General features: G+C 69.7%; 23 protein-coding genes. 8 read left to right on the top strand and 15 right to left on the bottom strand.

What is annotated here, in order from left to right:
• Positions 1–10: 10 nt before the first annotated feature.
• Together ACK4SE_RS12215 and ACK4SE_RS12210 are read right to left on the bottom strand one after the other, a co-directional pair.
• Complete coding sequence (locus ACK4SE_RS12215) at positions 11–745, bottom strand: pseudouridine synthase (RefSeq protein ID WP_409693045.1); 735 nt, start codon at positions 743–745, stop codon at positions 11–13.
• The gene (locus ACK4SE_RS12210; RefSeq protein WP_409693042.1) at positions 742–1,638 is read right to left on the bottom strand and encodes a class I SAM-dependent methyltransferase; all 897 of its coding nucleotides are present in this window, start codon (positions 1,636–1,638) and stop codon (positions 742–744) included. Before ACK4SE_RS12210 ends, ACK4SE_RS12215 begins: the two co-directional genes overlap by 4 nt.
• 97 nt (positions 1,639–1,735) lie before the next feature.
• Here ACK4SE_RS12210 and recQ point away from each other — a divergent pair, with 97 nt between their 5' ends.
• Positions 1,736–3,613 (top strand): DNA helicase RecQ, encoded by a 1,878-nt coding sequence (gene recQ / locus ACK4SE_RS12205; protein WP_409693039.1) that lies wholly within the window; start codon positions 1,736–1,738, stop codon positions 3,611–3,613.
• Between the two features lie 12 nt (positions 3,614–3,625).
• On the opposite strand, the gene ACK4SE_RS12200 is transcribed toward recQ, so the two are convergent.
• Positions 3,626–4,966, bottom strand: coding sequence for an amidohydrolase (locus ACK4SE_RS12200; protein WP_409693036.1), 1,341 nt, complete (start codon positions 4,964–4,966; stop codon positions 3,626–3,628).
• A 76-nt stretch (positions 4,967–5,042) separates the two neighbouring features.
• On the opposite strand from ACK4SE_RS12200, the gene ACK4SE_RS12195 reads away from it, so the two are divergent.
• The 4 genes from ACK4SE_RS12195 (at position 5,043) to ACK4SE_RS12180 (ending at position 10,873) form a co-directional block, all read left to right on the top strand.
• Complete coding sequence (locus tag ACK4SE_RS12195) at positions 5,043–6,323, top strand: MFS transporter (RefSeq protein ID WP_409693033.1); 1,281 nt, start codon at positions 5,043–5,045, stop codon at positions 6,321–6,323.
• A gap of 39 nt (positions 6,324–6,362) precedes the next feature.
• The gene (locus ACK4SE_RS12190; protein ID WP_409693030.1) at positions 6,363–6,800 is read left to right on the top strand and encodes an SRPBCC family protein; all 438 of its coding nucleotides are present in this window, start codon (positions 6,363–6,365) and stop codon (positions 6,798–6,800) included.
• A gap of 100 nt (positions 6,801–6,900) precedes the next feature.
• Positions 6,901–9,693, top strand: a complete 2,793-nt coding sequence (locus ACK4SE_RS12185) for a tetratricopeptide repeat protein (protein ID WP_409693028.1) — start codon at positions 6,901–6,903, stop codon at positions 9,691–9,693.
• 229 nt (positions 9,694–9,922) lie between these two features.
• Positions 9,923–10,873 (top strand): LysR substrate-binding domain-containing protein, encoded by a 951-nt coding sequence (locus ACK4SE_RS12180; RefSeq protein ID WP_409693026.1) that lies wholly within the window; start codon positions 9,923–9,925, stop codon positions 10,871–10,873.
• Here the strand turns inward: ACK4SE_RS12180 and cckA are convergent.
• The 4 genes from cckA to fliQ are packed head-to-tail and all read right to left on the bottom strand — an operon-like array spanning position 10,859 to position 15,097.
• Entirely contained in the window at positions 10,859–12,937 is a 2,079-nt protein-coding gene (gene cckA, locus ACK4SE_RS12175; RefSeq protein ID WP_409693023.1) for a cell cycle histidine kinase CckA, read from the bottom strand. The genes ACK4SE_RS12180 and cckA overlap by 15 nt on opposite strands.
• Before the next feature lie 52 nt (positions 12,938–12,989).
• Positions 12,990–14,063: a flagellar biosynthesis protein FlhB gene (gene flhB, locus ACK4SE_RS12170; RefSeq protein WP_409693020.1), complete on the bottom strand. Its 1,074-nt coding sequence runs from the start codon at positions 14,061–14,063 to the stop codon at positions 12,990–12,992.
• A complete protein-coding gene (fliR, locus tag ACK4SE_RS12165) occupies positions 14,056–14,826 on the bottom strand; it encodes a flagellar biosynthetic protein FliR (protein WP_409693017.1) in 771 nt (256 codons plus the stop codon). The genes flhB and fliR overlap by 8 nt, the downstream gene beginning before the upstream one ends.
• Positions 14,827–14,833: 7 nt before the next feature.
• Complete coding sequence (gene fliQ, locus ACK4SE_RS12160) at positions 14,834–15,097, bottom strand: flagellar biosynthesis protein FliQ (RefSeq protein ID WP_409693014.1); 264 nt, start codon at positions 15,095–15,097, stop codon at positions 14,834–14,836.
• 160 nt (positions 15,098–15,257) lie between these two features.
• Between fliQ and folE the strand changes: the two genes are divergently transcribed.
• Complete coding sequence (gene folE, locus ACK4SE_RS12155) at positions 15,258–15,839, top strand: GTP cyclohydrolase I FolE (RefSeq protein ID WP_409693011.1); 582 nt, start codon at positions 15,258–15,260, stop codon at positions 15,837–15,839.
• Between the two features lie 37 nt (positions 15,840–15,876).
• Here folE and ACK4SE_RS12150 read toward each other — a convergent pair whose 3' ends face one another.
• The 4 genes from ACK4SE_RS12150 to flgB form a co-directional block, all read right to left on the bottom strand.
• The gene (locus tag ACK4SE_RS12150) at positions 15,877–19,284 is read right to left on the bottom strand and encodes an amidohydrolase family protein (protein ID WP_409693009.1); all 3,408 of its coding nucleotides are present in this window, start codon (positions 19,282–19,284) and stop codon (positions 15,877–15,879) included.
• A gap of 99 nt (positions 19,285–19,383) precedes the next feature.
• Entirely contained in the window at positions 19,384–19,692 is a 309-nt protein-coding gene (locus tag ACK4SE_RS12145) for a flagellar hook-basal body complex protein FliE (protein ID WP_409693007.1), read from the bottom strand.
• 11 nt (positions 19,693–19,703) lie between these two features.
• Complete coding sequence (flgC, locus tag ACK4SE_RS12140) at positions 19,704–20,123, bottom strand: flagellar basal body rod protein FlgC (protein ID WP_409693006.1); 420 nt, start codon at positions 20,121–20,123, stop codon at positions 19,704–19,706.
• 10 nt (positions 20,124–20,133) lie between these two features.
• Complete coding sequence (gene flgB, locus ACK4SE_RS12135) at positions 20,134–20,544, bottom strand: flagellar basal body rod protein FlgB (protein ID WP_409693004.1); 411 nt, start codon at positions 20,542–20,544, stop codon at positions 20,134–20,136.
• 144 nt (positions 20,545–20,688) lie between these two features.
• On the opposite strand from flgB, the gene ACK4SE_RS12130 reads away from it, so the two are divergent.
• A complete protein-coding gene (locus ACK4SE_RS12130; protein WP_409693002.1) occupies positions 20,689–20,964 on the top strand; it encodes a FliO/MopB family protein in 276 nt (91 codons plus the stop codon).
• A 56-nt stretch (positions 20,965–21,020) separates the two neighbouring features.
• Positions 21,021–21,785, top strand: a complete 765-nt coding sequence (gene fliP, locus ACK4SE_RS12125; protein ID WP_409693060.1) for a flagellar type III secretion system pore protein FliP — start codon at positions 21,021–21,023, stop codon at positions 21,783–21,785.
• On the opposite strand, the gene ACK4SE_RS12120 is transcribed toward fliP, so the two are convergent.
• From ACK4SE_RS12120 to ACK4SE_RS12105, 4 genes are read right to left on the bottom strand one after another with little or no spacing between them, the layout of a single operon-like run.
• Complete coding sequence (locus tag ACK4SE_RS12120; RefSeq protein ID WP_409693000.1) at positions 21,782–21,964, bottom strand: Flp family type IVb pilin; 183 nt, start codon at positions 21,962–21,964, stop codon at positions 21,782–21,784. The genes fliP and ACK4SE_RS12120 overlap by 4 nt on opposite strands.
• A 24-nt stretch (positions 21,965–21,988) precedes the next feature.
• Positions 21,989–22,387, bottom strand: coding sequence for a (deoxy)nucleoside triphosphate pyrophosphohydrolase (locus tag ACK4SE_RS12115; protein ID WP_409693057.1), 399 nt, complete (start codon positions 22,385–22,387; stop codon positions 21,989–21,991).
• An 8-nt stretch (positions 22,388–22,395) separates the two neighbouring features.
• Positions 22,396–23,760: a bifunctional glutamate N-acetyltransferase/amino-acid acetyltransferase ArgJ gene (argJ, locus tag ACK4SE_RS12110; RefSeq protein WP_409692997.1), complete on the bottom strand. Its 1,365-nt coding sequence runs from the start codon at positions 23,758–23,760 to the stop codon at positions 22,396–22,398.
• Positions 23,757–24,701 carry a peptidyl-prolyl cis-trans isomerase gene (locus ACK4SE_RS12105; RefSeq protein WP_409692995.1) on the bottom strand — a complete coding sequence of 315 codons (945 nt, stop codon included), beginning with the start codon at positions 24,699–24,701 and terminating at the stop codon, positions 23,757–23,759. The genes argJ and ACK4SE_RS12105 overlap by 4 nt, the downstream gene beginning before the upstream one ends.
• Positions 24,702–24,748 lie beyond the last annotated feature (47 nt).

Genomic DNA, 24,748 nt, shown 5'->3' with positions numbered 1-24,748 from the left:
GCGGCAAGCGTCAGCCGAACACCCGCGCCGCGTCGTCCGGCGTCAGCAAGCGCCACTGGCCGGGCTCGAGATCGTCGGGCAGGGTCAGGCCGCCCACCCGCTCGCGGTGCAGGGCCTCCACATGGTTGCCCACGGCGGCGAACATGCGCCGCACCTGATGATAGCGGCCCTCGGTCACCGTCAGCAGCGCCTCGGTGGGAGAGAGGACCTCAAGCACCGCCGGGGCCAGCGGCTTGGCCTCGCCCTCCAGCATCAGCTCGCCGGAGGCGAACAGGGCGCCCTCGGTCCCGACCAGCGGCCGGGCCAGCAGCGCGCGATAGACCTTGGCCACATGGCGCCGGGGCGAGATCACTCGGTGCAGGAAATCCCCGTCGTCGGTCAGCAGCAGCAGGCCGGAGGTTTCCTTGTCGAGGCGCCCGATGGTGGAGATGGCCGGGTCGCGCCGCCGCCAGCGGTCGGGCAGGACGTCGTGAACCAGCGCCCCGTCCTCCTTGTGCGAACAGGTCATGCCCAGCGGCTTGTTCAGCAGCAACACCAGCCCCGGCGGCGGGTCCAGCGGCCGGCCGTCCACCTGCATGCGCTGCGACAGGTCCGGCGTCACGGGGAGGCGTCGGGACACATCAGCCACATCCACGCCGTCCAGCACGATGCCGCCCGCCTGCGCCAACCGCCCGATCTCGGTGCGCGAGCCGTAGCCCATGTTGGAGAGCAACTTGTCGATGCGGGACGTCTGGGTCTTGCTCACTTCACCGCCTCGAACACCTTGTAGCCGCCCTTGTCCGCCACTGGCCGGACCCGCGCGAAGGCCGCGTTCAATTCGGCCTCATAGGGAAGGTGCCGGTTGGCCACCATCCACAGCACACCGCCCTTTTTCAGCATGGCCGCCGCCTTGCGGATGAAGGCCTGACCCAACGCCTTGTCCTCGGCCCCGCCGTCGTGGAACGGCGGGTTCATGACTACGAAATTCAGGTCCGTCAGGTCCGTTGTCCGGGCGTCGGCCCAGTGCAGGCGGACGCGGGGGTCCTCAACATTGCGCCGCGCGCACGCCACCGCCCGCCGGTCCAGATCGATCATGTCCAGGGTCGTGACGGCGGGCGAGGCCAGCGCCACGGTCGACAGGGCCCCGAAGCCACACCCAAGGTCCGCCCCGGCGCCCTTCAGGGGCGGCAGGCTGGCGGCCAGCAGGGCCGTGCCGCCGTCGATGCGGTCCCATCCGAACACGCCCGGCTGGGACCAGGCGTCCAGCCCCGGTACAAGGCGCGCCGCACCCGCCTCGATGGCCGCGTCCAGCCCGATGACCTCCTGTGGCCGCACCAGCTCGCAGCGCCGGTGGTGGGCCTTGGCGGTCTCGATGGGCTCCAGCCCGAATTCGCGCAGTTCCTTGCCCAGCCGCGATCCGCCCTTGAGTTTGGGCGCCATCACATCCAGCCGACCGCCGGGCTGCAGCGCCCTCAGGGCCAGCGCCAGCACATGGCGGCGCTCCAGCACGCCGGGCGGCGCGAGGATCGTCGCTCCATCAAGCGATCCGGCGGCAACCTCCGCCAGATCGGCCGAGCCGGGGATCAGGGGCGAGGTCTGGACGGCGTCGGCTGGGGGATCGAACACCGCGGGGGGGCGGCCGTAGAGAATGCTGGTCATGGCCGCGCTATAGCCGGTCCGCCGCCGCCTGCGAAGCGATGGGGATGATCCGTCCCGCGGCCGTGACACCCCCGCCCGCATCGGGCACAAGCGCTCCATGCTCGCCGAATCCCCCCCGACCGCCGCCGCGCCTGACATGGCGCGCGCCCGCGAGACTCTGGAACGGGTCTGGGGCCACGCGGATTTTCGCGGGCTGCAGGCGTCCGTGGTGGAGCAGGTTCTGGCCGGCCGCGACGTGCTGGCGGTGCTGCCCACAGGCGGCGGCAAGAGCGTCTGCTATCAGATCCCCGCCATGCTGCGCCCCGGTCTGGGTCTGGTGGTCTCGCCCCTGATCGCCCTGATGACTGATCAGGTGGAGGCGCTGAAACAGCAGGGCGTGCGCGCCGCGCGGCTGGATTCGGGCGTATCGCTTACGGACCGCTCGGCCATCTGGGATGCGGCGCGGGCGGGCGAGCTGGACCTGCTCTATGTCTCGCCCGAAGGCCTGGCCCAGCCGCACATGATCGACCGGCTGACCAGCCTGACGCTGGCCCTGATCGCCATCGACGAGGCGCACTGCGTGTCCCAGTGGGGCCATGATTTCCGCCCCGACTATCGCGATCTGGGGCGGCTGGCCGGGATGTTCCCCGGCGTGCCCCGCATCGCCGTCACAGCCACCGCCGACGCCCGCACCCGCGACGACATCCTCGCATCCCTGCGCCTGTCGGACGCCGCCGTCTTCGTGGACAGTTTCGACCGCCCCAACCTGCAGCTGATCGCCGAGCGCAAGATCAACGGTTCGCGGGCCCGCACAGACGCGCGGGTTGTGGAGCTGGTGGCCGAGCGAAGTGGGAAGTCAGGGGTGGTCTATTGCGGCTCGCGCGACGGCTGCGAGCGGCTGGCGGACCAGCTGAAACAGACCGGGGTGCACGCCATCGCCTATCACGCGGGCATGGCGCCGGCGGAACGGGACAAGCGGCTGGAGCGGTTTCTGGCCGAGGACGGGGCGGTGATGGTGGCCACCATCGCCTTCGGCATGGGGGTGGACAAGCCGGACGTGCGCTTCGTCATCCACGCGGATCCGCCGGGCAGCCTCGAGGCCTACTGGCAGGAGATCGGCCGGGCGGGCCGCGACGGCGAACCGGCCGAGGGCGTAACCCTTTACGGCCCCTCCGACATCGCCTGGGCCCTGCGCCGCCTCGACAGTCGGCCCATGGACGAGACGGTCAAGCAGGTGCAGGTGCGCAAGGTGCGCCAGCTGTTCGCCATGCTGGACGGCGCCGCCTGCCGCCCCCAGGCGGTGCGCCGCTATTTTGGCGAGACCGACGCCAAACCCTGCGGCCATTGCGACGTCTGTATCGATCCGCCCCAGACCCATGACGCCACCGTACAGGCGCAAAAGGCTTTGGCGGCGGTGCAAAGGCTGGACCAGCGGTTCGGCCGGGGCCGGGTCATCGATCACCTGACCGGCCGCACCAGGGATGTGCAGGGGTGGGAGAGCGCCCTGTCCACCTGGAGCGTGGGGGCCGACATCTCCCCTGCGGGCTGGCGGGAGGTGATCGACCACCTGTTGTTCGAGGGCCTGCTGGAAGAAGACCCCAACGAGGGCAAGCCCCTGCTGCGTCTGGGCGATCCCGAGGCGGTGCGCGCGGTCTATCGCGGGGAGCGCACGGTGGAGGTGGCCCGTGTGCCCCTGCGCCACGATCCCACCACCCGCTCCGGCAACCCGCGCCAAAGCGGTCGTCAGAGCCGCACAGCGGTGCTGGAGACCCTGCCCGCCGACGTGCGCGAGCGCTTCGAGATGCTGCGCGCCTGGCGCCGCGACCGGGCCGCCGAACAGCATGTGCCGCCCTATGTCATCTTCCAGGATCGCACCCTGCTGGAGATCGCCATGACCCAACCCGGCTCGCTGGATGCCCTGTCACGGGTGTCCGGGGTGGGGCAGGGCAAGCTGGACCGCTACGGCAAGGCCGTGCTGGAGGTCCTGGGCGGCTGAAACCAGCGGGGCTCAGCGGTCTCCCGCGCCCCGCTCAAGGAACCGCACCGCGCTCAGCACATGGGTGGTCACCCCCACGGGCAGGACCGCCTCATTGACGTCGAACAGGGGCGAATGGTTGGGCGGCGCCTCGTCCGGATCAACGCCCTGGGGCGTGGCGCCCAGATGATAGAACACCCCCGGAATCTGCTGCTGATAATAGGAGAAATCCTCGGCGATGGTGGTGGGCGGGGTGGCCGCGTCCAGCGCCTCTGCGCCGACCACCTCCTCCAGCACCGGCGCCAGCCAGGCCGACAGGTCGGGGTCGTTGAACACCAGGGCCGCGTTCTGGAACACGGTCATCTCCGCCTCGGCGCCGTGGGCGTGGGCCACATGCTCGACCGCGGCGGTGGCGCGCTCCACCAGATCGTCGCGCTGAGCGACGTCGAAGGTGCGCAGGGTGCCGCTCAGGGCCGCGCTGTCGGGGATGATGTTGTAGCGAACGCCCGCGTTCATGGTGGCGATGGTGAACACCGTCGGCGTGGTGGTGGGGTCCACCGTGCGGGCGGTCAGGGTGTTGATGGTGGTGATGACGCTCGCCGAGGCGGCGATCACGTCTACGCCGCGCCAGGGCCATGCCCCGTGGGTCTGGACCCCGGTCAAGGTGATGTCGACGCGGTCGGACGCGGCCATGAATCCCCGGGGCCGGTAGCGCAGAGTCCCCGCCTCGCCCGGCGTCACATGCAGGCCGAAGATGGCCTCGGGTCTCGGGTCATCCAGACCGCGCTCGGCCAGGATGCGCGCCGCGCCGCCCATGGGCTCGCCCGGAGGCGCGCCTTCCTCGGCGGGCTGGAAAACGAAGACGATGGTTCCGGCCAGCTGGTCCTTCATCCCGGCCAGAATCTGGGCCGCGCCCATCAGCATGGCCATGTGCGCATCGTGGCCGCAGGCGTGGGCCACCGGCACGGTCGCGCCCTGATACTGGCCCGTGGCGGTGGAGGCGAAGGGCAGCCCCGTGGCCTCGCGCACCGGCAGGGCGTCCATGTCGGCCCGCAGCGCCACCACCGGCCCGTCTCCCGCACCGCCGCGCAGGATCGCGATCACCCCCGTGGCGGCCACGCCCGGGCGCACCTCCAGCCCCAGGCCGCGCAGGTGTTCGGCGACGTATTCAGCGGTGTCGTGCTCGGCGAAGCCCAGCTCGGGATTGGCGTGCAGATGCCGGCGCCATTCCACCACCTGCGGCTGGATCGCCTCGGCCTGTTCCCGCACCTCACTGGCGGAGACCGGCGACTGGGCGTAGGCAGGCAGGGACAGGGCGCCCAGCGCCACCCCCGCCAGCATTCGGACCGACCATGATCCGTTTCGTCCGCGCATTCCCGTCCCTCCTGTTCAGCCCCGCGATCATGGGCGCGGGCGGACGGATGGCGCAACCCCGGCCGGGGAGGCGCGTGTGAAACTCAAGTCCGAAGCCTTCGGCCTGCTGTTCGCGGTGACCCTGACGGCGGGCGCGGGCAACATGGCGCTGCAGTCGGTGTTGCCCGCCATCGGGCGCGAATTCGGCCTGGCCGACACCCTGGTGGCCTTCGCCTTCGCCCTGTCGGCCCTGCTGTGGACCGTGGCCTCGCCTTACTGGGCGCGTCTGTCGGACCGGTGGGGGCGCAAGCGGGTGATGATGATCGGCCTGGCCGGCTTTGTCGTCTCCATGCTGGGGTTCGGCGTCGCCGCGACTCTGGGTCTGGTGCACTGGTTGTCGGCGCCAACGGCGTTTGTGCTGATGGCCGTCGCTCGGGCGGTTTATGGATTGTTCGGATCCGCCGCCCCCATCGCCGCCCAGGCCTATGTCGCGGACCGTACTTCGCGGCGCGCGCGCACCCGCGCCATGTCCATGCTGGCCTCGGCCCAGGGGCTGGGGACCGTCATCGGCCCGGCCCTGGCGCCCTTCTTCGTCCTGCCCTTCGTGGGTCTGGCCGGCCCCATGTACGCCTTCGCCTTCATGGGGCTGGTGGTGCTGATCCTGCTGTGGAAGCGCCTGCCCAGCGGCGACGTGGTCCGCCACCCGGTCAAGCCCGGCGACCCCACGGGCAAGGGGCTGTGGAAGGATCCACGCGTGCGCGACTTCCTGATCTACGGCCTGCTGGTCACCGGGGCCCAGGCGGTGAACATCGCCGTGCTGGGCTTTCACGTCATCGACGAGATGGGCCTGCCGGGGCGCGAGGCCCAGTCCTTCATCGGCGTGGCCATGCTGGCGGGCGCCGCCGCCACCCTGATGGTGCAGTGGGGCCTGATCCCCATGCTCAAGATGCAGCCCCGCGAGCTGATGCGCTGGGGCGCTGCCCTGGCGCTGGCGGGCAATCTGATGAGCATCTTCGCGCCGGGCTTCTTCGGCGTCGTCGTCGGCTATGCGGTGGTGTCCATGGGCGCCGGGTTCGCCCGCCCTGGCTTCACCGCCGGGTCGTCGCTGGCCGTGGAGCCGCGCGAGCAGGGCTCCATCGCCGGGCTGATCATGTCGCTGGCGGGACTCAGCTTCCTGGCCCCGCCGGTGATCGGTGTGGCCCTGTATGAACTGGCCGAGCCGGGCCCTTTCATCGGCAATGCCGTGCTGCTGGCCGCCGCCCTGATCCTGTGCTTCGTCAGCACGCCCCTGAAGGCCGCCCCGTCCGGCCGCAGCCGCCGTCCCGTGGAGGGCCCGGCCTCCCAGCCCGGCCCCGAGGGCAAGCAGAACCTGTCGTGACGCCTTCCTCACGCCGCATGATGCTGTAAAAGCCCGCCCATGGATTTTCGTGTCGAGAACAAGATCGGCGTCTCCGCCACCTCCGACGCCCTTTGGGAGGTACTGTCGGACCTGGAGCGCTGGTCGCACTGGAACCCGGTGTTTGTGGAGGCCGAAGGGACGCTGGGCATTAACACGCCTCTCAGCCTCGTCGAGCGCATCGAAGGCCTGGGAGAGCGTCAGGTCCAGGCTCGACTGGGGGACTGGACGCCCTACTCGAAACTGGTCTGGGCCGAGAAGCGCGGCTGGCAGTTTACTTCGACCCGCTATGTGCTGATCGAGGAGATTGCGCGCGGCAGCTGCATCGTCACCAACGGTGAGATCTACGGCGGCATGCGCGGCGAGAGCTGGTTCATGAAGCACCGCCGCACGCTGCGCCTTGCGTGCCAGACCATGAATGAGGCCTTGCGCGACCAGGTCGTGCCCCGGGACTCCTGACCGCGCCGGTCATCATCCGTTAACTGCGATTAAAGGGCTTTTCGCCCACCATGGCGCGATGTCGGGAAAGGCCGCGCGCAAGGGATTGCTGAAGACCACCGTGGCCTTGACGGCCGCGGGGACGATGGCGTTCGCTCCGCTGACGCCGACCGCCGCCCAGGACGCGCCGCTGGACCCCGTGGCCATCCGCATCGGCGCCAACGACACCTTCACCCGCGTGGAGTTCGCCGGGGTCATCGGCTCGCGCGCCCGCATCCGCCGCGAGAACCGTCAGATCATCGTGCGCGTGGGGGCCACCGCCGCGCCTGACATCGCGCGCCTGCGGGTGGATCCGCCGCCGGGCGTGGAGCGCGTCGAGACACGCGGCGTCCAGGGCGGGACCGAGGTGGTGATCCATCTGGTCGAGGGCGCCCAGGCCATCACCGGCAGCGCCGACGGGGCTGTCTTCATCAATCTTTACGCCCCCGGGCAGGGTCCCGCGGCGGCGGCGTCTCCGGCGGTGCCCGCGTCCGGCGTGGTCCCGGTCGTCGTGTCTGCCAGCCCGGAGCGGCTGCAACTGCGCTTCGAATGGACCGCCCCCGTGGGCGCCGCCGTGTTCCGGCGGGGGGAAGCCGTCTGGGTCGTCTTCGATCATGTGGCGCGGCTGGACCTGAGCCGGGAGGCGGTGCGCGATCTCGGCCCCGCCACCGGCGTGCGCTGGGCGGCCGGACCCGATTATGTGGCGCTGCGCATCGCGGCCCCGGAAAACCTGAGTGTCAGCGCCGCCGGCGAGGGCGCGGCCTGGACCGTTACGCTCGGCGGCCCGGCCGGCGCTCCGGGCGGGGTCCTTCTCAGCCGAGACGAGGACACCGGTCCCACGGCGCTGGTGGCTGAACTGGCGGGGGCCGGACGCGCCGTGTGGTTGACCGATCCACTGGTGGGCGACCGGTTCGCCGCCGTCACCGCCCTCGCGCCGGCCAAGGGCATGGGTTCGCGCCGCCGCCTGGTCGACATGACCCTGCTGCCGACCGCCCAGGGTCTGGGCGTTGAAACCGCCACCGACGACCTCAGCGTGTCTGTCCAGGGCGATCTGGTGCGCATGACGCGGCCCTCTGGGCTCAGCCTTTCGCGCCCCACCGACAGCCTGCAGGCCGCCGCCGCCCAGGCCGGCGCGCCCCGCCGCGCCCCGTATGCCGCGCTGATCCTGTCCACCTGGGCCGATACGGGAGAGGCCGAGTTCGGCGCCCGTCGCCGCCAGCTTCAGGTCGACGCGGCCCGCGAGGCCGCCGAGGCCGAGGACAATCCCCGCGCCCCGGTCGAGGCGCGCCTGGCCCTGACCCGCTTCCTGATTGGCACGAGCCTGCATCATGAGGCCATCGGCGCCCTCAACGCCCTGGTCGAGGACGCCCCGGCCATGGCCAGCGAGCCGGAAGTTCGCGGCCTTCGCGGCGCGGCCCGCGCGGCCATCGGCCGCCAGAACGAGGCGCTGGCTGACTTCTCCGGCTCGGCCCTGGCCAATGATCCCTCCGCTGCGGTGTGGCGCGGCTACATCGCCGCCCAGCAGTCTGACTGGGCCACGGCCCGACAGTCGTTTGCCCAGGGCGCCCGGGCCATCGACCAGTTCCCGCCCGCCTGGCGCGCCCGGTTCGGAACCGCCCACGCCCTGGCGGCGCTGGAGACCGGCGACATGGCCGCCGCCCGGTCCTTGCTGGCCTATGTGTTCAGCCAGAACCCGTCGGCCACGGACCAATTGGCCGCCCGCCTGATCCAGGCGCGCATGTTCGAGCTGGATGGTCAGACCGACCGCGCCCTGGCGGTCTATCAGGCCGTCGCCCGGGCGCCGCTGGACGGGCTTTCAACCCCCGCGAAACTGGGTGCTATCCGCCTGCGGATGGCGTCGGGAGACCTGACCCCGACCCAGGCCGCGGTGGAGCTGGAGCCGCTACGCTGGCGCTGGCGCGGGGACGCCGTGGAGCTTGAGGTCATCCGCTCCCTCGGCGGCATCTATCTGTCGCAAGGCCGCTATCGGGAAGCGCTGGATGCCCTGCGCGGCGCCGGAACCCGGTTTTCGTCCCTTCCCCAGTCAGCCGAGCTGCAACAAGATCTCGCCCAGGCCTTCCGCAGTCTGTTTCTGGAAGGGGCTGCCGATGGTCTACAGCCCGTGCAGGCCCTGGCCCTGTTCTACGACTTCCGCGAGCTGACGCCGGTGGGCGCGGACGGCGACGATATGGTGCGCCGCCTGGCCCGCCGCCTGATCGACGTGGACCTGCTGGGTCCGGCCGCTGAACTGCTGCAGCATCAGATGGAGAACCGCCTCGACGGGGTCGCCCAGGCCCAGGTGGCCACGGACCTTGCCGCCGTCTATCTGATGAACCGCCAGCCCGAGCAGGCCCTGCGCGCCTTGTGGGCGTCGCGAACGACCCTTCTGCCCACCGCCCTGAACACGGAACGCCGGGCGGTCGAGGCGCGCGCCCTCATGGAACTGGGCCGCTATGACCACGCGCTGGAAATCCTGGGCTCGGACCAGGGCGTTCCCGCCCGCGAGGTGCGGGCCGACCTGCACTGGCGGCGGCTGGATTACGGCGAGGCCGCCGCGATTTACGAAGCCTTGTTGGGTGAACGCTGGCGCGACGCGCAGACGCCTCTGACTGCGGCTGAGGAGACGCGATTGATCCGCGCCGGAGTCGGCTACAGCCTGGCCCGCGAGGCCGCGCCGCTGGCCCGCCTGTCCGAACGCTATGCCGGCTTCATTGAGGGGGCGCGCTCGGCCAGCGCCCTGCGCATTGCGCTGGCAGGGCCGGGGTCGGGCCAGAGTGCGTCGGACTTCGCCACCCTGGCGGCCCGCACCGACACCTTCACGGGCTGGGTGGCGACCATGAAGCAGAATTTCCGCGAGCGCACCGGCGCGGCGTGACCTGCTTGCGGCGTTCGGGCCGCCGCGAGGGCCTGCGTGTGTTTCCCGGGCGCGCCCGGCGAAACGCCGCCATGAGAACAGCGAACCAGCCCCAAGCCGCCTCCCTGTGGGTGCGGTGCATCTCCTCCATATCTTTCTCCATCTGCCGTATTTGTCGGTGAGAGAAGATTTGTGCTTGATAGCCGCCGTAAACAAACGAGATTGCCGACCTTATTCATAAGGGCAGTTTATGTCTGATCCCCTTTCGCGCATCTCTCTGGCGTCCTTGCGTGTGTTCGAGGCGGCCGCCCGGCTTGGCGGGTTTACGCGGGCGGCCAGCGAACTGGGCATGACCCAGGCGGCAGTGAGCTGGCGGATCAAGGCTCTGGAGAGCCAGCTGCACATGCCGCTGTTTCACCGTCAGGGGCGCGAGGTGATCCTGACCCCGGAGGGCGAGCGTCTTGCGGCCGCCTCAGGCGAGGCCATGGGCCTGCTGCGGCGCACGTTGTCGGAGCTGGATGAAACCGATGGCGTGGTCCTCTCGGTCACCGCCATCGCCTCGCTGGCCAATCTGTGGTTGGCGCCGCGCCTGGGCCGCTTTCAACTGGCGAACGCGGACATCGCCCTGCGGATGGAGACGGGAAACGTCGTCGCCGACCTGACCCGCGAACCCTACGATATCGGGTTGCGCAGCGGTCCCGGGCGATGGCGAGGACTGGACGCGGCGGCCCTGATGCCCGGCGTCATGACGCCCCTTTGCGCGCCCGACGTATGGCGATCGCTGGCGCAGGGAGCCGGTGAGACGGCAGATCCCTCGGTGCTGCGCGAGGCGCCGCGTATCGGAGCCGAGAGCGAATGGGCGGCCTGGTTCGAGGCGGCCGGCGTCGCCGCCGGACCGTCTCCGGGCAGGATCGGGCTGACGGGGGACAACCAGAGCCTGGAGGTGTCCGCCGCCCTGGCGGGGCAAGGCTTCGCCCTGGGATCTCCCATCCTCTATGCGCGAGAGATCGATGAGGGTCGCCTGATCCGCCCCTTCCGGACGGTGGTGTCCCTGTTCGGGGGACTATGGGTGGTTTCGCCGCAGGGGCGCGGCGGAATTTCCAAGATCGCGCGCTTCCGGGACTGGATCCTGGCCGAGGCGGCGGCTGACCCGACGGTTCAGGCCGCGCGCGAGGATCTGGTCTGGTCAGACGGCGTATAGCTCCTGTTTGACCCGCTCTGCCAAGGTCTTGATGTCCAGAGGCTTGGGCAGGAACGAGACATTGGCCTCGTCGGTCAGCAAGTCCGAGAAATCGCTTTCGGCGTAGCCCGAGATGAACATGACCGGCGCGTCGCCCAGATAGATGCGCGCCTTCTTCAGCAGGGTCGGGCCGTCCATGCCGGGCATGACCACGTCCGAGATCAGCATGTCGATCTGGCCGGCGTGCTCCTCGGCCAGCAGAAGCGCCTCCTCGCCGTCGGCGGCCTCGATCACCTCATAGCCCCGCTGGCGCAGCAGCTTGGCGGCGATGAGGCGAACCGCGGATTCGTCCTCAACGAACAGGATCCTGCCCGCGCCGGACAGGTCGCGGGGCGCGCTCTTGCGTGGCTTGGGCTCGGGCGCCGCCTCGGCCAGTTCCTTCTCGCCCGCGGCGGGCAGAAACATGCGAAAGGCGGCCCCCTCGACCCCGTTCGGGCCTTCCAGATTCTGCACGGCCACATGGCCGCCCGCCTGCTGCATGATGCCGTAGATGGTGGCCAGACCCATACCGGTGCCCTCGCCCACGGGCTTGGTGGTGAAGAAGGGCTCGAAGATTTTGTCCAGCAGTTGGGGCGGCACGCCGGGGCCGGTGTCGGTGACCTCGATCAGGGCCACGTCTCCGTCAGGCGCGGCGGCCCAGCCCAGACCCCGCGCCTCATCCGCCGAAAGACGCTGGGTGCGGATGGTCACCAGTCCCGCGCCGGGCTCGACCACCCCGCGCATGGCGTCGCGGGCGTTTACGGCCAGGTTCATGACCGCGCGCTCCAGTTGACCCCGGTCGGCGGTCACGGTGGGGAGGTCGCGGCCGTAGTCGGTCTCCAGCCGCACATCCTCGTGCAGCAGGCGGCGCAGGAGGATCGCGAAATCGGCCACCAGCTCGCCAAGGTCCAGCCGCTCCCGCTTGACCGTCTCCTTGCGTGAGAAGGCCAGCAGCTTGGACACCAAGCTGGCGGCGCGCGACACGGTCTGGCGGATCGCGTTCAGGCCGTCATAGGACGGATCGCCCACCGGGTGGCGCTCCAGCAGGGCGTCGGTCTGAAGGCGCATGGCCGTCAGGATGTTGTTGAAATCGTGCGCCACACCGCCCGCCAGCTGGCCCACCGCCTGCATCTTCTGGGCCTGGGCCAGCTGCATCTCGGTGGACTTCTGGGCCGTGACGTCGAACAGCCAGATGCGTCGTCCCTCGCCCTCGGGCGCCACATACAGATGGAGGCTGCGGTCCGGGAACGCCTTGGCGATCAGCTCGATAGGGCCGGACGACCCTTGTGCGATGCGTTCGCGCGCCTCGGCCACGCCCTGCGGCAGGAACAGTTGGCCGAAGGCGGCGTCGCGCGCCGCCGCCGGGCCGGTCAGCACCGCCAAAGCGGGATTGGCCTCCTCCACCTTGCCTTCGAACAGGTCTGCGCCCGCCAGCACGGCGGAACCGAAGGGCGCGCCCGCCGCCATGGCCCGGCCGTCGCCGGTGTCCACCACCGGGGCGCGGGCGGGCTGAGCCGGATCGCGGGGGGCCAGCACGCCTTCCGGCGCCTGGCGCACCAGGAACCGCCCGTCGCCGGCCGAGCCGATCAGCACTTCCACGTCCCGCTCGCCGATTCTCAGCGTGGCGCGGCCCGGCTCGCCTCCCCGCGCCTGGGCGAAGGCCATGTACAGGGAGCTCGCCGAGCGCCCGGAGGGCAGGGCAGTGGTGGACCCGCCCGCGTCGGCCCAGGCGGCGTTGAACGCCAGCACGCGCCCGCCGCTCCAGACCATGGCCGCCGGCTCGGCCATGGCGTCAAGCAGGTCTACCGCCGCGTCGCCTGCCGCGCGGCGGCGCACGCCCATGTCGGCCCGGCCAAACGCCATCACCCCCATCAGCGCCACGGCTGCAAGGGTTACGATCAGGATCAGCCCCGGCGCGCTCCAGGGGTCATGGCGAAAGGCGGGGTAGGCGGCCGCCGCCACCGCGATGACAAAGCAGACTGCGGCCGTGACCAGCCAGGGGTCGATGCGCAGTCGGGTGGGAATGTCCCGGGTCAGGGCGTCCATAGTCAGAGCCTCGCCTCTGATTCGATGACGCTCAGCATACGCTGTTTGCGCGTCATCGGCGTTTGCGGCGGTTCAGCACGAAGCCGATCACCTTGGCAGCCGCCTCGAAGTGCTCGCGGGGGATGACTTCGTCCACATCAACGGTGGCGTACAGGGCGCGGGCCAGGGGCACATCCTCGATGATAGGCACCCCGTGCTCGCGGCCCACTTCGCGAATCTTCAGGGCCAGGGCGTCGACGCCCTTGGCCACGCATAGGGGCGCCGCGTCCTTGCCCGGATCATATTTCAGGGCCACCGAGTAGTGGGTGGGGTTGGTCACGATGACCGTGGCCTTGGGGACATTCTGCATCATCCGCTGGCGGCTCTTCTGGGCGCGGATCTGCTTCAGCTTGGCCTTCACATGGGGGTCGCCTTCGGCCTGTTTGTAGTCATCCTTCAACTCTTCGCGGGTCATGCGCATGCGTTTGGCGAAGCGGTGGCGCTGCCACAGCCAGTCGGCGCAGGCGGTGACGCCCAGAAACGCCAGCGTCGCGCCGAAGATGGCGATGGTCAGGTCCCGCGCCATGGGCAGGATCGCCGCCGGGCTCATGGCCGCCAGGGTCTCCAGCTCGCGCGTGTGGGGCTTCAACACCACCCAGGCGATGGCGGTTATGGCCACCAGCTTCATGAACGTCTTGAAGAACTGCATCAGGCCGTCGGGCCCGAAGATGCGCTTGGCGCCCTTCAGGGGCGAGATCTTTTCCAGCTTGGGCTTGATCTTCTCTGCAGTGAACAGGAATCCGGACTGGATCAGGTTGCCGCCCGCGCCGCCGACGATTGTGGCCAGGGCCAGGGCGCCCAGCAGCGGAACGGTGGCCCACAGGGCCCGGGCGCCCAGTTCCACCCCCGCGCCGGCGTGGAGCGCGCCGACCATGGCGTGCGGCTGGGCGAGAAAGGGGACCAGCTCCGCCGCCATCCGGGTGGTGAACCAGCCGCCGCCGATCAGGATCACAGCCGAGGCTCCCATCAGCGACAGCCAGCTGGCCAGATCGGGGGTCTTGGCGACGTCGCCCTTTTTCCGCGCCTCGTCTAACTTTCGCGGGGTGGCCTCTTCTGTCTTGGACTCCTGGTCCTTTTCGTCAGCCACCGGCGCCTCCGGTGAACCCCATGGCGAGAGTGCGGAAGCGCTCGATGAAGACGGTGCCGATGACGCCGAGGCTCAGGGCGAAGATCGACAAGCCCAGGATGATGCTGAGCGGGGCGGTGACGAAGAAGACCTGGAACTGGGGCATAACCCGGGCCACCAGCCCGGAGGCCAGGTTGAAGATCAGGGCGAAGACCAGAACCGGGGCAGCCAATTGCACGCCAAGCATGAAGCTGTCGCCGACGGTGCGTACCGCCATGGCCGCGAAGTCGTTGAGCAGCAGGGGGCTGACCGGCGGGATCACCTCATAACTGCCCGCCAGCCCGGCGATGAACAGGTGGTGGGTGTCGGTGGCGAAGATCAGGGTCACGCCCAGCAGCGTCAGGAAGGCGGCCAGGGTCGAGCCTGGCTGGGCCTGCATCGGGTTGGCGGTCTGCGAAAAGGCGAGGGTGGTCTGCATCGAGACGATCTCGCCCGCTGTCGACAGGGCCGACAGCATCATGCGCAGCAGGGCGCCAATCATCAGTCCGGTGGCGACCTCGCGAATCACCCAGCCCGCGACTCCGCCCACGGTGGCGGGCAGGGGGGGTAGGTAGCCGACGACGACCGGGGCGAGGACGATGGAGATCACCAGGGCCAGCGACAGCCGGATTCGCGGCGGCACATAGGACTCGCCGATTCCGGGGATCATCATCAACAGGGCGCCCACGCGGGCGAAGATCAGCCCGCCGGCCCAGACCTGATCGGCGGCGGCGTAAGGCTCCATGCGTGCCCTACATGCCCGCGATGCGTTCAGTGATCTGCTGGAAGAACCCGCCCATCAGGGCCCCCATCAGCGGCAGCAGCAGCAGTAGGGAGACGAAGATGGCGATGATCTTGGGCGCGAAGATCAGGGTGGCTTCCTGAATCTGTGTCAGAGCCTGGAACAGGCCGATGGTGACGCCTACGATCAGGCCCACGATCAGGATGGGCGAGGCCAGCTGGATGGTCAGCCACAGGGCGTCACGCCCCACATCCATTACCTCGGTCCCCGTCACGCGCTCAGCCCCGTCAGTCCAATTCACCGGGCAGAAAATGCCGGGCCCATGGTTAACAGCGGGTTAGGATCGACCGGTCGCATCCTTTGAGCGCGCTACATCGTATGGAAAAAGCTGCCCCGATTGGACCCTCACCGACACGATCCGCTATGGACGCCTCATGACCGACGAAACCGCCCCTGTTTCCCAGACCGAAGCCGAAGCCGCTGTGCGGACCCTGATCCGCTGGGCCGGGGATGATCCCGCCCGCGAGGGCCTGGTCGATACCCCCGCCCGCGTGGTGCGCAGCTACCGCGAACTGTTCGCCGGCTACGAGGTTGATCCGCGCGAGTATCTGGAGCGCACCTTTCAGGAGGTGGGCGGCTACGACGAACTGATCGTGCTCAAGGACATCCGCTTCGTCAGCTTCTGCGAGCATCACATGCTGCCGGTGGTGGGCAAGGCGCACGTGGCCTATCTGCCCACCGACCGGGTGGTGGGTATCTCCAAGCTGGCGCGGGTGGTGCGCGGCTTCGCGCGGCGCCTGCAGATCCAGGAGAAGATGACCGCCGACATCGCCCGCACCATCCATGAGGTGCTGCGTCCCCAGGGCGTCGGGGTGATCATCGAGGCCGAGCATAGCTGCATGACCATGCGCGGCGTCGATGTGCCGGGCGCCAGCCTGATCACCAGCCATCTGATCGGCGTGGTTCGCGATGACCCGCGCACCCGCGAGGAGTTCATGCGTCTGGCGCGGGCCTAGAGACCACTCCTCCCCCGATCAGGGGGAGGGGGCTCGATCAGTGCTCGCCGTGGTCGTGTCCGTGGACGTGGCCGATGGTCTCATTGGGGGCCAGGGTCTCGCCGTCGTCGCCTTCGAACCAGAACGGCCGGCGCGGCTGGCCGCCCACCTCGTCCATGTTGTCGTCGAAGATACGGCCGTTGATCACGGTGTAGCGGATCGAGGTGGAGTGCCGCAGGTTCTCCAGCGGGTTCTGCGACAGCACCACCAGATCGGCCAGCTTGCCGGGCTCCAGGGATCCGATGTCGCGATCCATGCCGAGGGCGCGTGCGCCCTGGATGGTGCCGGCCTGCAGCGCCTGGTGCGGACTCATGCCGCCCTGCTCCAGCATCCACATCTCCCAGTGGGCGCCCAAGCCTTCACGCTGGCCGTGCGGCCCCAGCAGGACCGGCACGCCCAGCTCGGCCAGACGCGCGGCCTCGCGGGCCACCGAGATGTGGTTCAGCTCGTTTTCCGGCACATGCACCGGACGGCGCGAGCGGGCATCCACGATGCGGCGTGGCACGAAGCGCAGCAGGCGCTCGTTCCGCCAGACCTCGCTTTCCTGATACCAGTAGTTCTCGCCCCAGTTGCCGCCATAGGCCACCGTCAGGGTCGGGTTGTAGGCCACGCCCGTCTGGCTCCACAGCTGGTGCACATCGTCGTACAGGCGGGCCAGCGGAATGGCGTGCTCGATGGTGGTGTGGCCGTCCACCACCATGGTCATGTTGTGCTGGAACAGCGAGCCGCCCTCGGGCACCACCATCATGTCCAGCTCGCGCGCGGCCTGGATGATCTGCTGGCGCTGGTCCCGACGCGGCTGGTTGTAGCTCTTGACGCCGAAGGCGCCCGCCGCCTGCATCCGCCGCAGGGTGGAGCGGGCGTCGTCCAAATCTTCCACCACCGCCGTGAAGGGCGTGGCGGCGCCGTACAGGATCGTGCCGGTGGAGAAGATGCGCGGCCCCAGCACCATGCCCGCCCGCGCCAGTTCGCTGTGGGCGAAGATCTCGCTGGTGTCGTTGGACGGGTCGTGGATGGTCGTGACGCCGAAGGCCAGCGACGCATAGTTCACCCAGCTCTGCTGCGGGATGATCTCGTTGGCCCCCATGGAGCCGTGCCAGTGGCCGTCGATGATGCCGGGGATGATGGTGGCGCCGGAGGCGTCCACCGTCCGCGCGCCGGCCGGGACCGTGACCGACCCCGCCGGACCGACCGCCGCGATGCGGTTTCCATCGATGACGATGGTGCCGTTCTCGATCACCTCGTCGCCGTTCATGGTGATCAGCCGGGCGCCGGTCAGGACCAGCACGCCGTCGGGCGCCGCCGTGGGATGGCTGAAGCCCAGATTGATCCCGCGCTCGGGCGCGTCGGGCAAGGTTTCGGGCGCGCCTTCCACAAAGGCGAAGGCCTGGTTCAGATCGCGTGAGAACAGTTCCGGCCCCAGCGACCACTGCAGGCGGCTGGAATCGCCGGACCAGTGCAGCCATTCGCCGGCATCGCGGGTGACCCGGGTCTGGGGCAGGGCCCCGCCGCCGGCGCTGAGCGACACGCCGCGGCCCGTGCCGATGAAGGGCGCCACATAGGCGTTGAAGCGCTCGGTCCAGGCGATCCAGCTCTGGTCCGGCGAGATGGAGAACTCGGCCGCATACTGGCTGGTCAGGTGGGTGCGTTCGTCCGAACCATCCAGGTCTATGGAGCGGAACTCCCGCACCCCTTCGGCGCCCGAGGCCGTGAAGAACAGTCGGTCGCTGGCGGCGCCGAACTGGGGTTGCGCGCCCGAGGCGACCACCAGGGTCGGCTCTCCACCGCCCGCCGGCATGGCGTAGACGCCGGTGTCGCGGCTGTAGAGGCCCGAACGCAGTCCGCCGCCCGACACCGTCCGATAGACGATGGTCCGGCCGTCAGGCGAGAAGGTCGGCTCCACATAGTGCCCGGGCCGCTGGCTGACCACGCGCCCGTTTCCGCCTGCGGCGGCGACCACGCGGATGGTCCCCAGATCGTCGTCGTTCCAGGTGGTGTAGACGATGGAGCGGCCGTCGCGGGACCAGGACGGATACAGCTCGAAATGGTCGTTCTGGCGGGTCAGGCGGCGCGCCTGTCCGGTCGGCAGGTCGCGGATCCACAGATGGCCCAGGGCCTCGAACACGGCGCGGCGGCCGTCGGGGGAGGTCGTGGCCCAACGGACCATGCGTACGTCGAACTGATCGGGCGCCACCTCCACCGGGCGGCGCAGGGCGTCCTGCACCCGGCGGGTGTCGGTGACCCGGAACGGGATGTCGGCGACCTGACGGCTGCCCACGTCGATGCGGCGGATGTGGCCGCCGGCCCAGAAGACGATGGACCGGCTGTCCGGGGTCCAGCTGATGCCGGGATAGACCCCGTGGATGGCCCAGGTTTCCTGCAGGTCGCGGTCCAGCCCGTCATGGATGGCGATTTCGCGGCCGGATTCGATGTCCATCAGATACAGGGTCGACTGGTACCGGACCCGCCGGATGAAGGCGAGCCAGCGGCCGTCCGGAGACGGGGTGGGCCGGATCGCGCCGCCCGGTCCGGTCACATAGGGGGCCACCTCGCCGGTCTCCCGGTCCAGGCGCTGGATCACATAGATCTGGCCGTTGGGGTCCTTGCTGTATTCGAACGTCCCGCCCGGCGTGGCGTCATCGCTGAAATACAGGTAGCGGCCGTCCGGCGAGAACACGGGCTCGCCCGAGTCCTTCTGTTGCGTGCGGCGCTCGGTGAGCTGGACTCCCGAGCCGCCGCCCGAGCGGTGGTACAGCCACATCTCGCCGGCCCCAAGCGACCGGGCCGAGGTGAAGTGCTTGCGCGCCACGATGAACTGGCCGTCCGGGGTCCAGTCCGGCTGGCTCAGCAGGCGGAAGGTCTCGCGGGTGATCTGGGTGGTCTCGCCGCTGGCCCGGTCGATGGTCCAGATGTTGTCGCCGCCGCCCCGGTCCGAGGTGAAGGCGATGGAGCGCCCGTCGGGCGACCAGCGGGGGTGCATGTCCCAGGCGACGCCCGAGGTCAGGTTCGTCGCCGGTCCGCCGCCGATGGGCATGACATACAGGTCGCCCAGCATGTCGAAGACAATCTCGGTCCCGTCGGGGCTGACGTCCACCGACATCCAGGTGCCCTGGGTGACATCGATGGGGATGTCGCGCGCCGGGCCCACGGGATTGTTCACGTCCCAGGCCTCGTCCGTCTCGTCGGCGCCGGGAGGCGGCTCAGTGGGGCCTGATCCCACGGCGTCCTGTTGCGCCAGCTCCTGCTCGAGGGGGCGCGGCTCCTGCTCCTGCTGTTCGGGGCTGTCCGCGTCGGCGGACTGGTCGGAGGGAACCGGCTGGGGCATCGGGGCCGGCTGGGGCTCCTGCGCCCAGGAGGGACAGCCGATGGCCAGGACGGCGACGCTCGCCAACAGGATACGCTTCATAGGGATACTCCCACCCGACAGTTCGCGGCGCAGGACCGCGCGCCTTGTCTAGACGACATGAAACGCGCTTGGCGAGAGGGCAGGGTCGATGCGCGCCGATCAGATCGGCATGCGCATGATCTCCTGATAGGCGCTGATGACCTGGTCGCGCACGGCCATGACCGTCTCCAGCGAGGCCTCGGCCGAGGTCACGGCGGTGACCACGTCGATCAGTTCGGCGCGGCCCTGCACGGCGGACGACATCTGGGTTTCGGCGGCGCGGGTCTGCTGCACCGTGTCGCCGATGACCGACTGCAGGATATTGGAGAACTCGGAGCCGCCGGCCGGGGCGATGTTGCCGCCCGCTGCTGAGGGACCCGCTGTTCCTTGCGCCGCCGCATAGGCCCGCGCCGCCATCATGGGGTTCATGCCTTGGGCTCCTATCGCTTCAGCAGATCGAGGATGCGGGTGTCCATGGCCCGCGCCGTCTCGATGACGTTGAGGTTGGCCTCGTAGGCCCGTTGGGCCTCACGCATGTCCATGGCCTCGATCAGCGAGTCGACATTGGGCCGCATCACGTAGCCCTCGGCGTTGGCCGCAGGGTGCGAGGGGTCATGCTCCATCCGGAACTCGCCCATGTCCGGCCGTACCTGCGCCAGCTGGACGCCGGTGCCGCCGTCCAGGGCCTTGGTCTGGAAGACCGGTATCTGGCGGCGGTAGGGCTCGCCGCCCGCCACGAGGGCCGTGGACTGGGCGTTGGCGATGTTCTCGGCGATGATGCGCATGCGCGACTGCTGGGCCCGCAGGGCCGAGGCCGCAATGTTCATGGTCGGGTTCCGGGGCGGAACGGCATCAGGCATCGGTCATCTCCTAGCCCGTGGGCTTTCTGGCCGCCATCCGCAGCATGTTCAGGGACTTCTGGTAGAAGCCGATGGCCGCGTCGTGGGCCATGCGGCTCTCGGCCATGCGCAGCATCTGCTCCTCGACCACCACCGAGTTGCCGTCCAGCGTGGTCTCGGAGTCCGGCGAGGCCATGGAGGCGTAGTTGATGGCGCGCTGGGGCTCGGTGGCCATGTGCGCCGTGCTGGTGCGCATCATGCCCACCCCCTGGGTCTGACGCATCATGGCGTGGGCGAAGTCGCCCGGCGCGCGGAGGTCGCGGGCGGCGAACCCGGGCGTGTCGGAGTTGGCCACGTTCTGGGCGATGACCCGCTGACGCTCCTCCAGCCAGCCGAGCTGGCCGCGGATGGCGTCGAACAGGGGAATGTTGTCGAGACGCATGAGACTCCCGCCACGATGGCTGATGGGACTTACCCGGCGGAAAATGCCGGGTGCATGGTTAACAGCGGGTTTCCTCAACCGGTCATTAACCACGACGCTTAATGCTGAAGCCCGAATCCGGCGTGTGGCCGGGGGGGCGGTTGCATGGGTTTTCTCGATTTTGCGCGGGCGATTCTGGGCCTGGCCATCACGCTGGGCCTCATCGGCCTGGCCGCTTATGCCCTGCGCCGCTATGCGCCCAGCCTGATGGAACGCTTCCAGGGCACGCGGGGCGAGCGCCGCCTGCAGGTGATCGAAACCCTGGTGCTGGACCCCGCGCGTCGTCTGGTTCTGGTCCGGGTGGACGACGAGGAGCGGCTGATCCTGCTTGGCGAGGGCAAGGAGCTGATCGAGCCGCGCGGCAAGGATGGCGCGCCTTGACCCGGCCCGCCCTGTTCGCCCTGCCCACCCGCGTAGAACTGAAGCGCGCCCTACGTCTGTCGCTGATCGTCACGCTGGTCAGCCTGACCATCGGCCTGGTCCTGCCCGTGGCGGCCATCGCCCAGGAGGCGGCGCAGTCAGGGTCGGCCATCAACATCGATCTGGGCACAGGCGCCGGCCTGACCGAGCGAGTGGTCCAGTTGGTGGGCCTGATCACAGTGCTGTCGCTGGCGCCGTCCATCGTCATCATGACCACCAGCTTCATCCGCATCGTGGTGGTGCTGTCCCTGCTCCGGACCGCCCTGGGCATGCAGCAGTCGCCGCCCAATGCGGTGTTGGTGTCCCTGGCCCTGTTCCTGTCGGCCATCGTCATGGCGCCCACCTGGCAGGCGGCCTACGACTCCGGCATCCGGCCCCTGATGGACCAGCAGATGGAGCTGCCCCAGGCGTTCGACGCGGCGTCCGAGCCGGTCAAGGCCTTCATGCTGGACCAGGTCGGGCCGCGCGATCTGGAGCTGTTCACCCGGATGTCGCGCATCGACCCGCCCGAAAACGCCGCCGATCTCCCGCTGCGGGTGGTCACGCCGGCCTTCATGATCTCGGAACTCAAGCGCGCCTTCGAGATCGGCTTCCTGCTGTTTGTGCCGTTCCTGGTCATCGACCTGGTAGTGGCCAGCGTGCTGATGTCCATGGGCATGATGATGCTGCCGCCGGTCATCATCAGCCTGCCGTTCAAGCTGATCTTCTTCGTGCTGGTGGACGGGTGGCGGCTGGTATCGGGATCGCTGGTGGAGAGCTTCCAGCGCGGGGCTGGCGGCTAGCCGCCCGAAGCCGCTCCGGAAATGGCGTTGGCAGCGCCGATGAAGACGCCGGTGGCGTTTTCGCCGAACAGGGTCACCGCCCCGATGATGACCAGAAAGACCAGGGCGGCGATCAGCCCGTACTCGATGGCCGTGGCCCCCCGGGTGTCGGCGCCGAAGCGATGCAGAAACCGTTTCACGCCCGCCCCCTGTCGCGGTTCAGATCACAAAAGATCACGCAGGTACGCGACCAGCGGCGCATCGGCGGGGGGCATGGGATAGTCCGACATGCGGTTCGGCCTGACCCACGCCAGGGCGGCATGCTCGTGGCGCGTCACCACGCCCTCCCAGCGTCTGCACAAATACAGTGGCATCAACAGGTGAAACGAATCGTAAGCGTGGCTGGCGAAAACGAACGGCGCCAGACAGGCCTCTTTCGTCTCGACGCCCAGTTCCTCGCGCAGTTCGCGGATCAGGGCCTGCTCCGGCCGCTCGCCCGGCTCCACCTTGCCGCCGGGAAACTCCCACAGCCCCGCCATCTGCTTGCCCTCGGGCCGCTGGGCGATCAGCACGCGACCGTCGGCGTCGATCAGGGCGGCGGCCACGACCAGAAGGGTGGGCAGGGGGGGGGTCACGAGCGGTAATCGCCGTTGATCTCGACGTAGCCCTTGGTCAGATCGCAGGTCCACACCGTGGCCGCGGCCCGGCCGGAGCCCACGTCGACGGTGATCTCCAGCTCCGGGTTCTTCATGTAGGCGCTCATCTTCGCCTCGTCGTAGTCGGACGCCGGCGCACCGTCCCGCGCCGCCCAGTGCGGCCCGAAGCGGATCGACAGGCGGTCGCGGTCCACCGGCTCGTCGGTCTTGCCCACCGCCATGACCACCCGGCCCCAGTTGGCGTCCTGCCCCGCGATGGCGGTCTTGACCAGCGGGCTGTCGGCGATGGACCGGGCCAGCTTGCGGGCGGAGCCCGGCGAGCGGGCGTTCTCCACCGTCACCTTGACGAATTTGCTGGCGCCCTCGCCATCGCGCACCAGCTGGTGCGCCAGATCCAGCATCACGGCGTCCAGCGCCCTGGAGAAGTCGGCCAGCCGTCGGTCGCCCACCCGTCCGATGCGCGGCGCGCCCGAGGCGCCCGTGGCGAACAGCAGGCAGGTGTCGTTGGTGGAGGTGTCCCCGTCCACGGTCACGCTGTTGAAGGTGGTGCGCACATGCAGGTTCAGCAGGGCGCGCAGCACATTGGGGTGGATGTCCGCATCGGTGACGATGAAGGCCAGCATGGTGGCCATGTCCGGGGCGACCATGCCCGAGCCCTTGGCGATGCCGGCGATGCGCACCGTCACCCCCTCGATCCTGGCCTCGGCGAACGCGCCCTTGGGGAAGGTGTCGGTGGTCATGATCGCCTGCCCGGCGGCGGCCCAGCCGTCGGCCTTCAGCCCCGCCTCGATCCCGGCCATGCGCGCGGCGATCTTGCGGTCGTCCAGGAGCACCCCGATCACCCCGGTGGAGGCCAGCATCACGTCCCGCTGGCGGCAGTCGAAGCGCTTGGCCGCCGCCGAGGCGGTGCGTCGCGCGGCGTCGGCCCCCGCCTTGCCGGTGAAGGCGTTGGCGCAGCCGGCGTTGATCACCAGGGCGCGCACGTCCTGGCCGCCGTTGTCGACTTCCAGATGCCGACGGCACCAGTCCACCGGCGCGGAGCCGATCTGATGCCGGGTGAACACCCCGGCGCAGCTGGTTCCCTCGGCGAAGCGGAACACCGTCAGGTCGTGGCGATCATGCTTGTAGAAGCCGGCCCGCGCCGTGGCGATCTCCACCCCCGCGATGGGCGGGATGGCGGGGAAGGGTACGGCAAGCGGCGACACGGCCAGTCCGGGGTTGCCGGTCGCGGCGGACGTCGCCTTGGCGGGCGTCACCCGCTTCAACGCCGAGGCGAGCGGATCCAGCGCCTTTTCGATGGAGTTGGAGACGCCCTTGCGGGGCGAAGGGGTCTTGCTCACGCGGCGTCCTCGGTCTGGGGCGTTTCGGCGACTGCGGCGGCCGGCGGGGCGGAGTCCGGCTCCTCGGGCGCGCCCGGCACGGCAAGGGGATCGCCGGTCAGCATCACCTCGACTTCGGCGCGGCCTCGAAGCTGCTCCAGCAGGCGCCGCACCTCCTCGTAGGTCAGATAGCGCACGATCTGGGGCCGGGCCTGCTCAAGGGTCGGGGGGGTTTCACGCCGCCGGTCCTCGACCCGCAGAACGGCCCAGCCCCCCTCCGCCTCGAACGGGCCGACCGTGTCCCCGGCGGCCGCGTCCCTGAGCGCGGCGGCGTAGGTTGCGGGCATGACGTCCAAGGTCGAATAGCCCAGATCTCCGCCCGAAAACCGCGTCGCCTCGTCGGTGGACCGCTCCATGGCCAGCTGCTCGAAATTGGCGCCCGCAGACAGCATGCCGCGCACGGCGTCCGCGTCCTCGCGCGTGGCCGACAGGATCAGACGCAGGCGGATTTCCTCGGAGTCGCGGGCCAGGCGCAGTTGCTCCTGATACAGGGTCCGCACCGCTTCGTCGGAAATGGCCCGGTTGACCGTGGTCTCCACCAGCATGTCGCCCAGGATGCGCTCGCGGGTGGCTTCCAGCCGCCGCTGGGCCAGCGGGCTGTCGGCCAGACCCCGCCGGTCCGCCTCGCGGGCCAGCAGCTTCTGGTCGATGACCTCGTCAAGCACCCGGCGGAACAGGTCCGAGGTCACGTCCAGCGGTTCGCCCTCGCCGATCAGGCCCTGGGCCACCGCCTCGCGCTTCACGTCCGAGGCCCAGATGGCGGCTCCCTCCACCCGCGCCACAGCCCGGTCGCCCGGTTCGGGCGGCGTGTCGTCTCCGGCGCCCCGGCCGCACGCGGCCAGAACCACGATCATGGCCAGAACAGCCAGTCCGGTCAGGCTCCGGGAGACGCTGTAGCGCATGTCTAGTTCCATGATACGGGGCCGTTTCGGCCTTTAGCGGAACCGTG

This window comes from Brevundimonas sp. (assembly GCF_046293315.1).
Taxonomy (GTDB): Bacteria; Pseudomonadota; Alphaproteobacteria; order Caulobacterales; family Caulobacteraceae; genus Brevundimonas.
Note: the sequence above shows the minus strand (reverse complement) of the source record. Positions and strands in the feature narration are given on the sequence as shown.

What these genes read in the sequence shown, in the direction of transcription:
- ACK4SE_RS12210 (WP_409693042.1), bottom strand. Translation starts at nt 1,638, where the DNA reads ATGACCAGCATTCTCTACGGCCGCCCCCCCGCGGTGTTCGATCCCCCA.
- recQ (WP_409693039.1), top strand. Translation starts at nt 1,736, where the DNA reads ATGCTCGCCGAATCCCCCCCGACCGCCGCCGCGCCTGACATGGCGCGC.
- ACK4SE_RS12200 (WP_409693036.1), bottom strand. Translation starts at nt 4,966, where the DNA reads ATGCGCGGACGAAACGGATCATGGTCGGTCCGAATGCTGGCGGGGGTG.
- ACK4SE_RS12190 (WP_409693030.1), top strand. Translation starts at nt 6,363, where the DNA reads ATGGATTTTCGTGTCGAGAACAAGATCGGCGTCTCCGCCACCTCCGAC.
- ACK4SE_RS12180 (WP_409693026.1), top strand. Translation starts at nt 9,923, where the DNA reads ATGTCTGATCCCCTTTCGCGCATCTCTCTGGCGTCCTTGCGTGTGTTC.
- cckA (WP_409693023.1), bottom strand. Translation starts at nt 12,937, where the DNA reads ATGGACGCCCTGACCCGGGACATTCCCACCCGACTGCGCATCGACCCC.
- fliR (WP_409693017.1), bottom strand. Translation starts at nt 14,826, where the DNA reads ATGGAGCCTTACGCCGCCGCCGATCAGGTCTGGGCCGGCGGGCTGATC.
- folE (WP_409693011.1), top strand. Translation starts at nt 15,258, where the DNA reads ATGACCGACGAAACCGCCCCTGTTTCCCAGACCGAAGCCGAAGCCGCT.
- ACK4SE_RS12150 (WP_409693009.1), bottom strand. Translation starts at nt 19,284, where the DNA reads ATGAAGCGTATCCTGTTGGCGAGCGTCGCCGTCCTGGCCATCGGCTGT.
- ACK4SE_RS12145 (WP_409693007.1), bottom strand. Translation starts at nt 19,692, where the DNA reads ATGAACCCCATGATGGCGGCGCGGGCCTATGCGGCGGCGCAAGGAACA.
- flgC (WP_409693006.1), bottom strand. Translation starts at nt 20,123, where the DNA reads ATGCCTGATGCCGTTCCGCCCCGGAACCCGACCATGAACATTGCGGCC.
- flgB (WP_409693004.1), bottom strand. Translation starts at nt 20,544, where the DNA reads ATGCGTCTCGACAACATTCCCCTGTTCGACGCCATCCGCGGCCAGCTC.
- ACK4SE_RS12130 (WP_409693002.1), top strand. Translation starts at nt 20,689, where the DNA reads ATGGGTTTTCTCGATTTTGCGCGGGCGATTCTGGGCCTGGCCATCACG.
- ACK4SE_RS12105 (WP_409692995.1), bottom strand. Translation starts at nt 24,701, where the DNA reads ATGCGCTACAGCGTCTCCCGGAGCCTGACCGGACTGGCTGTTCTGGCC.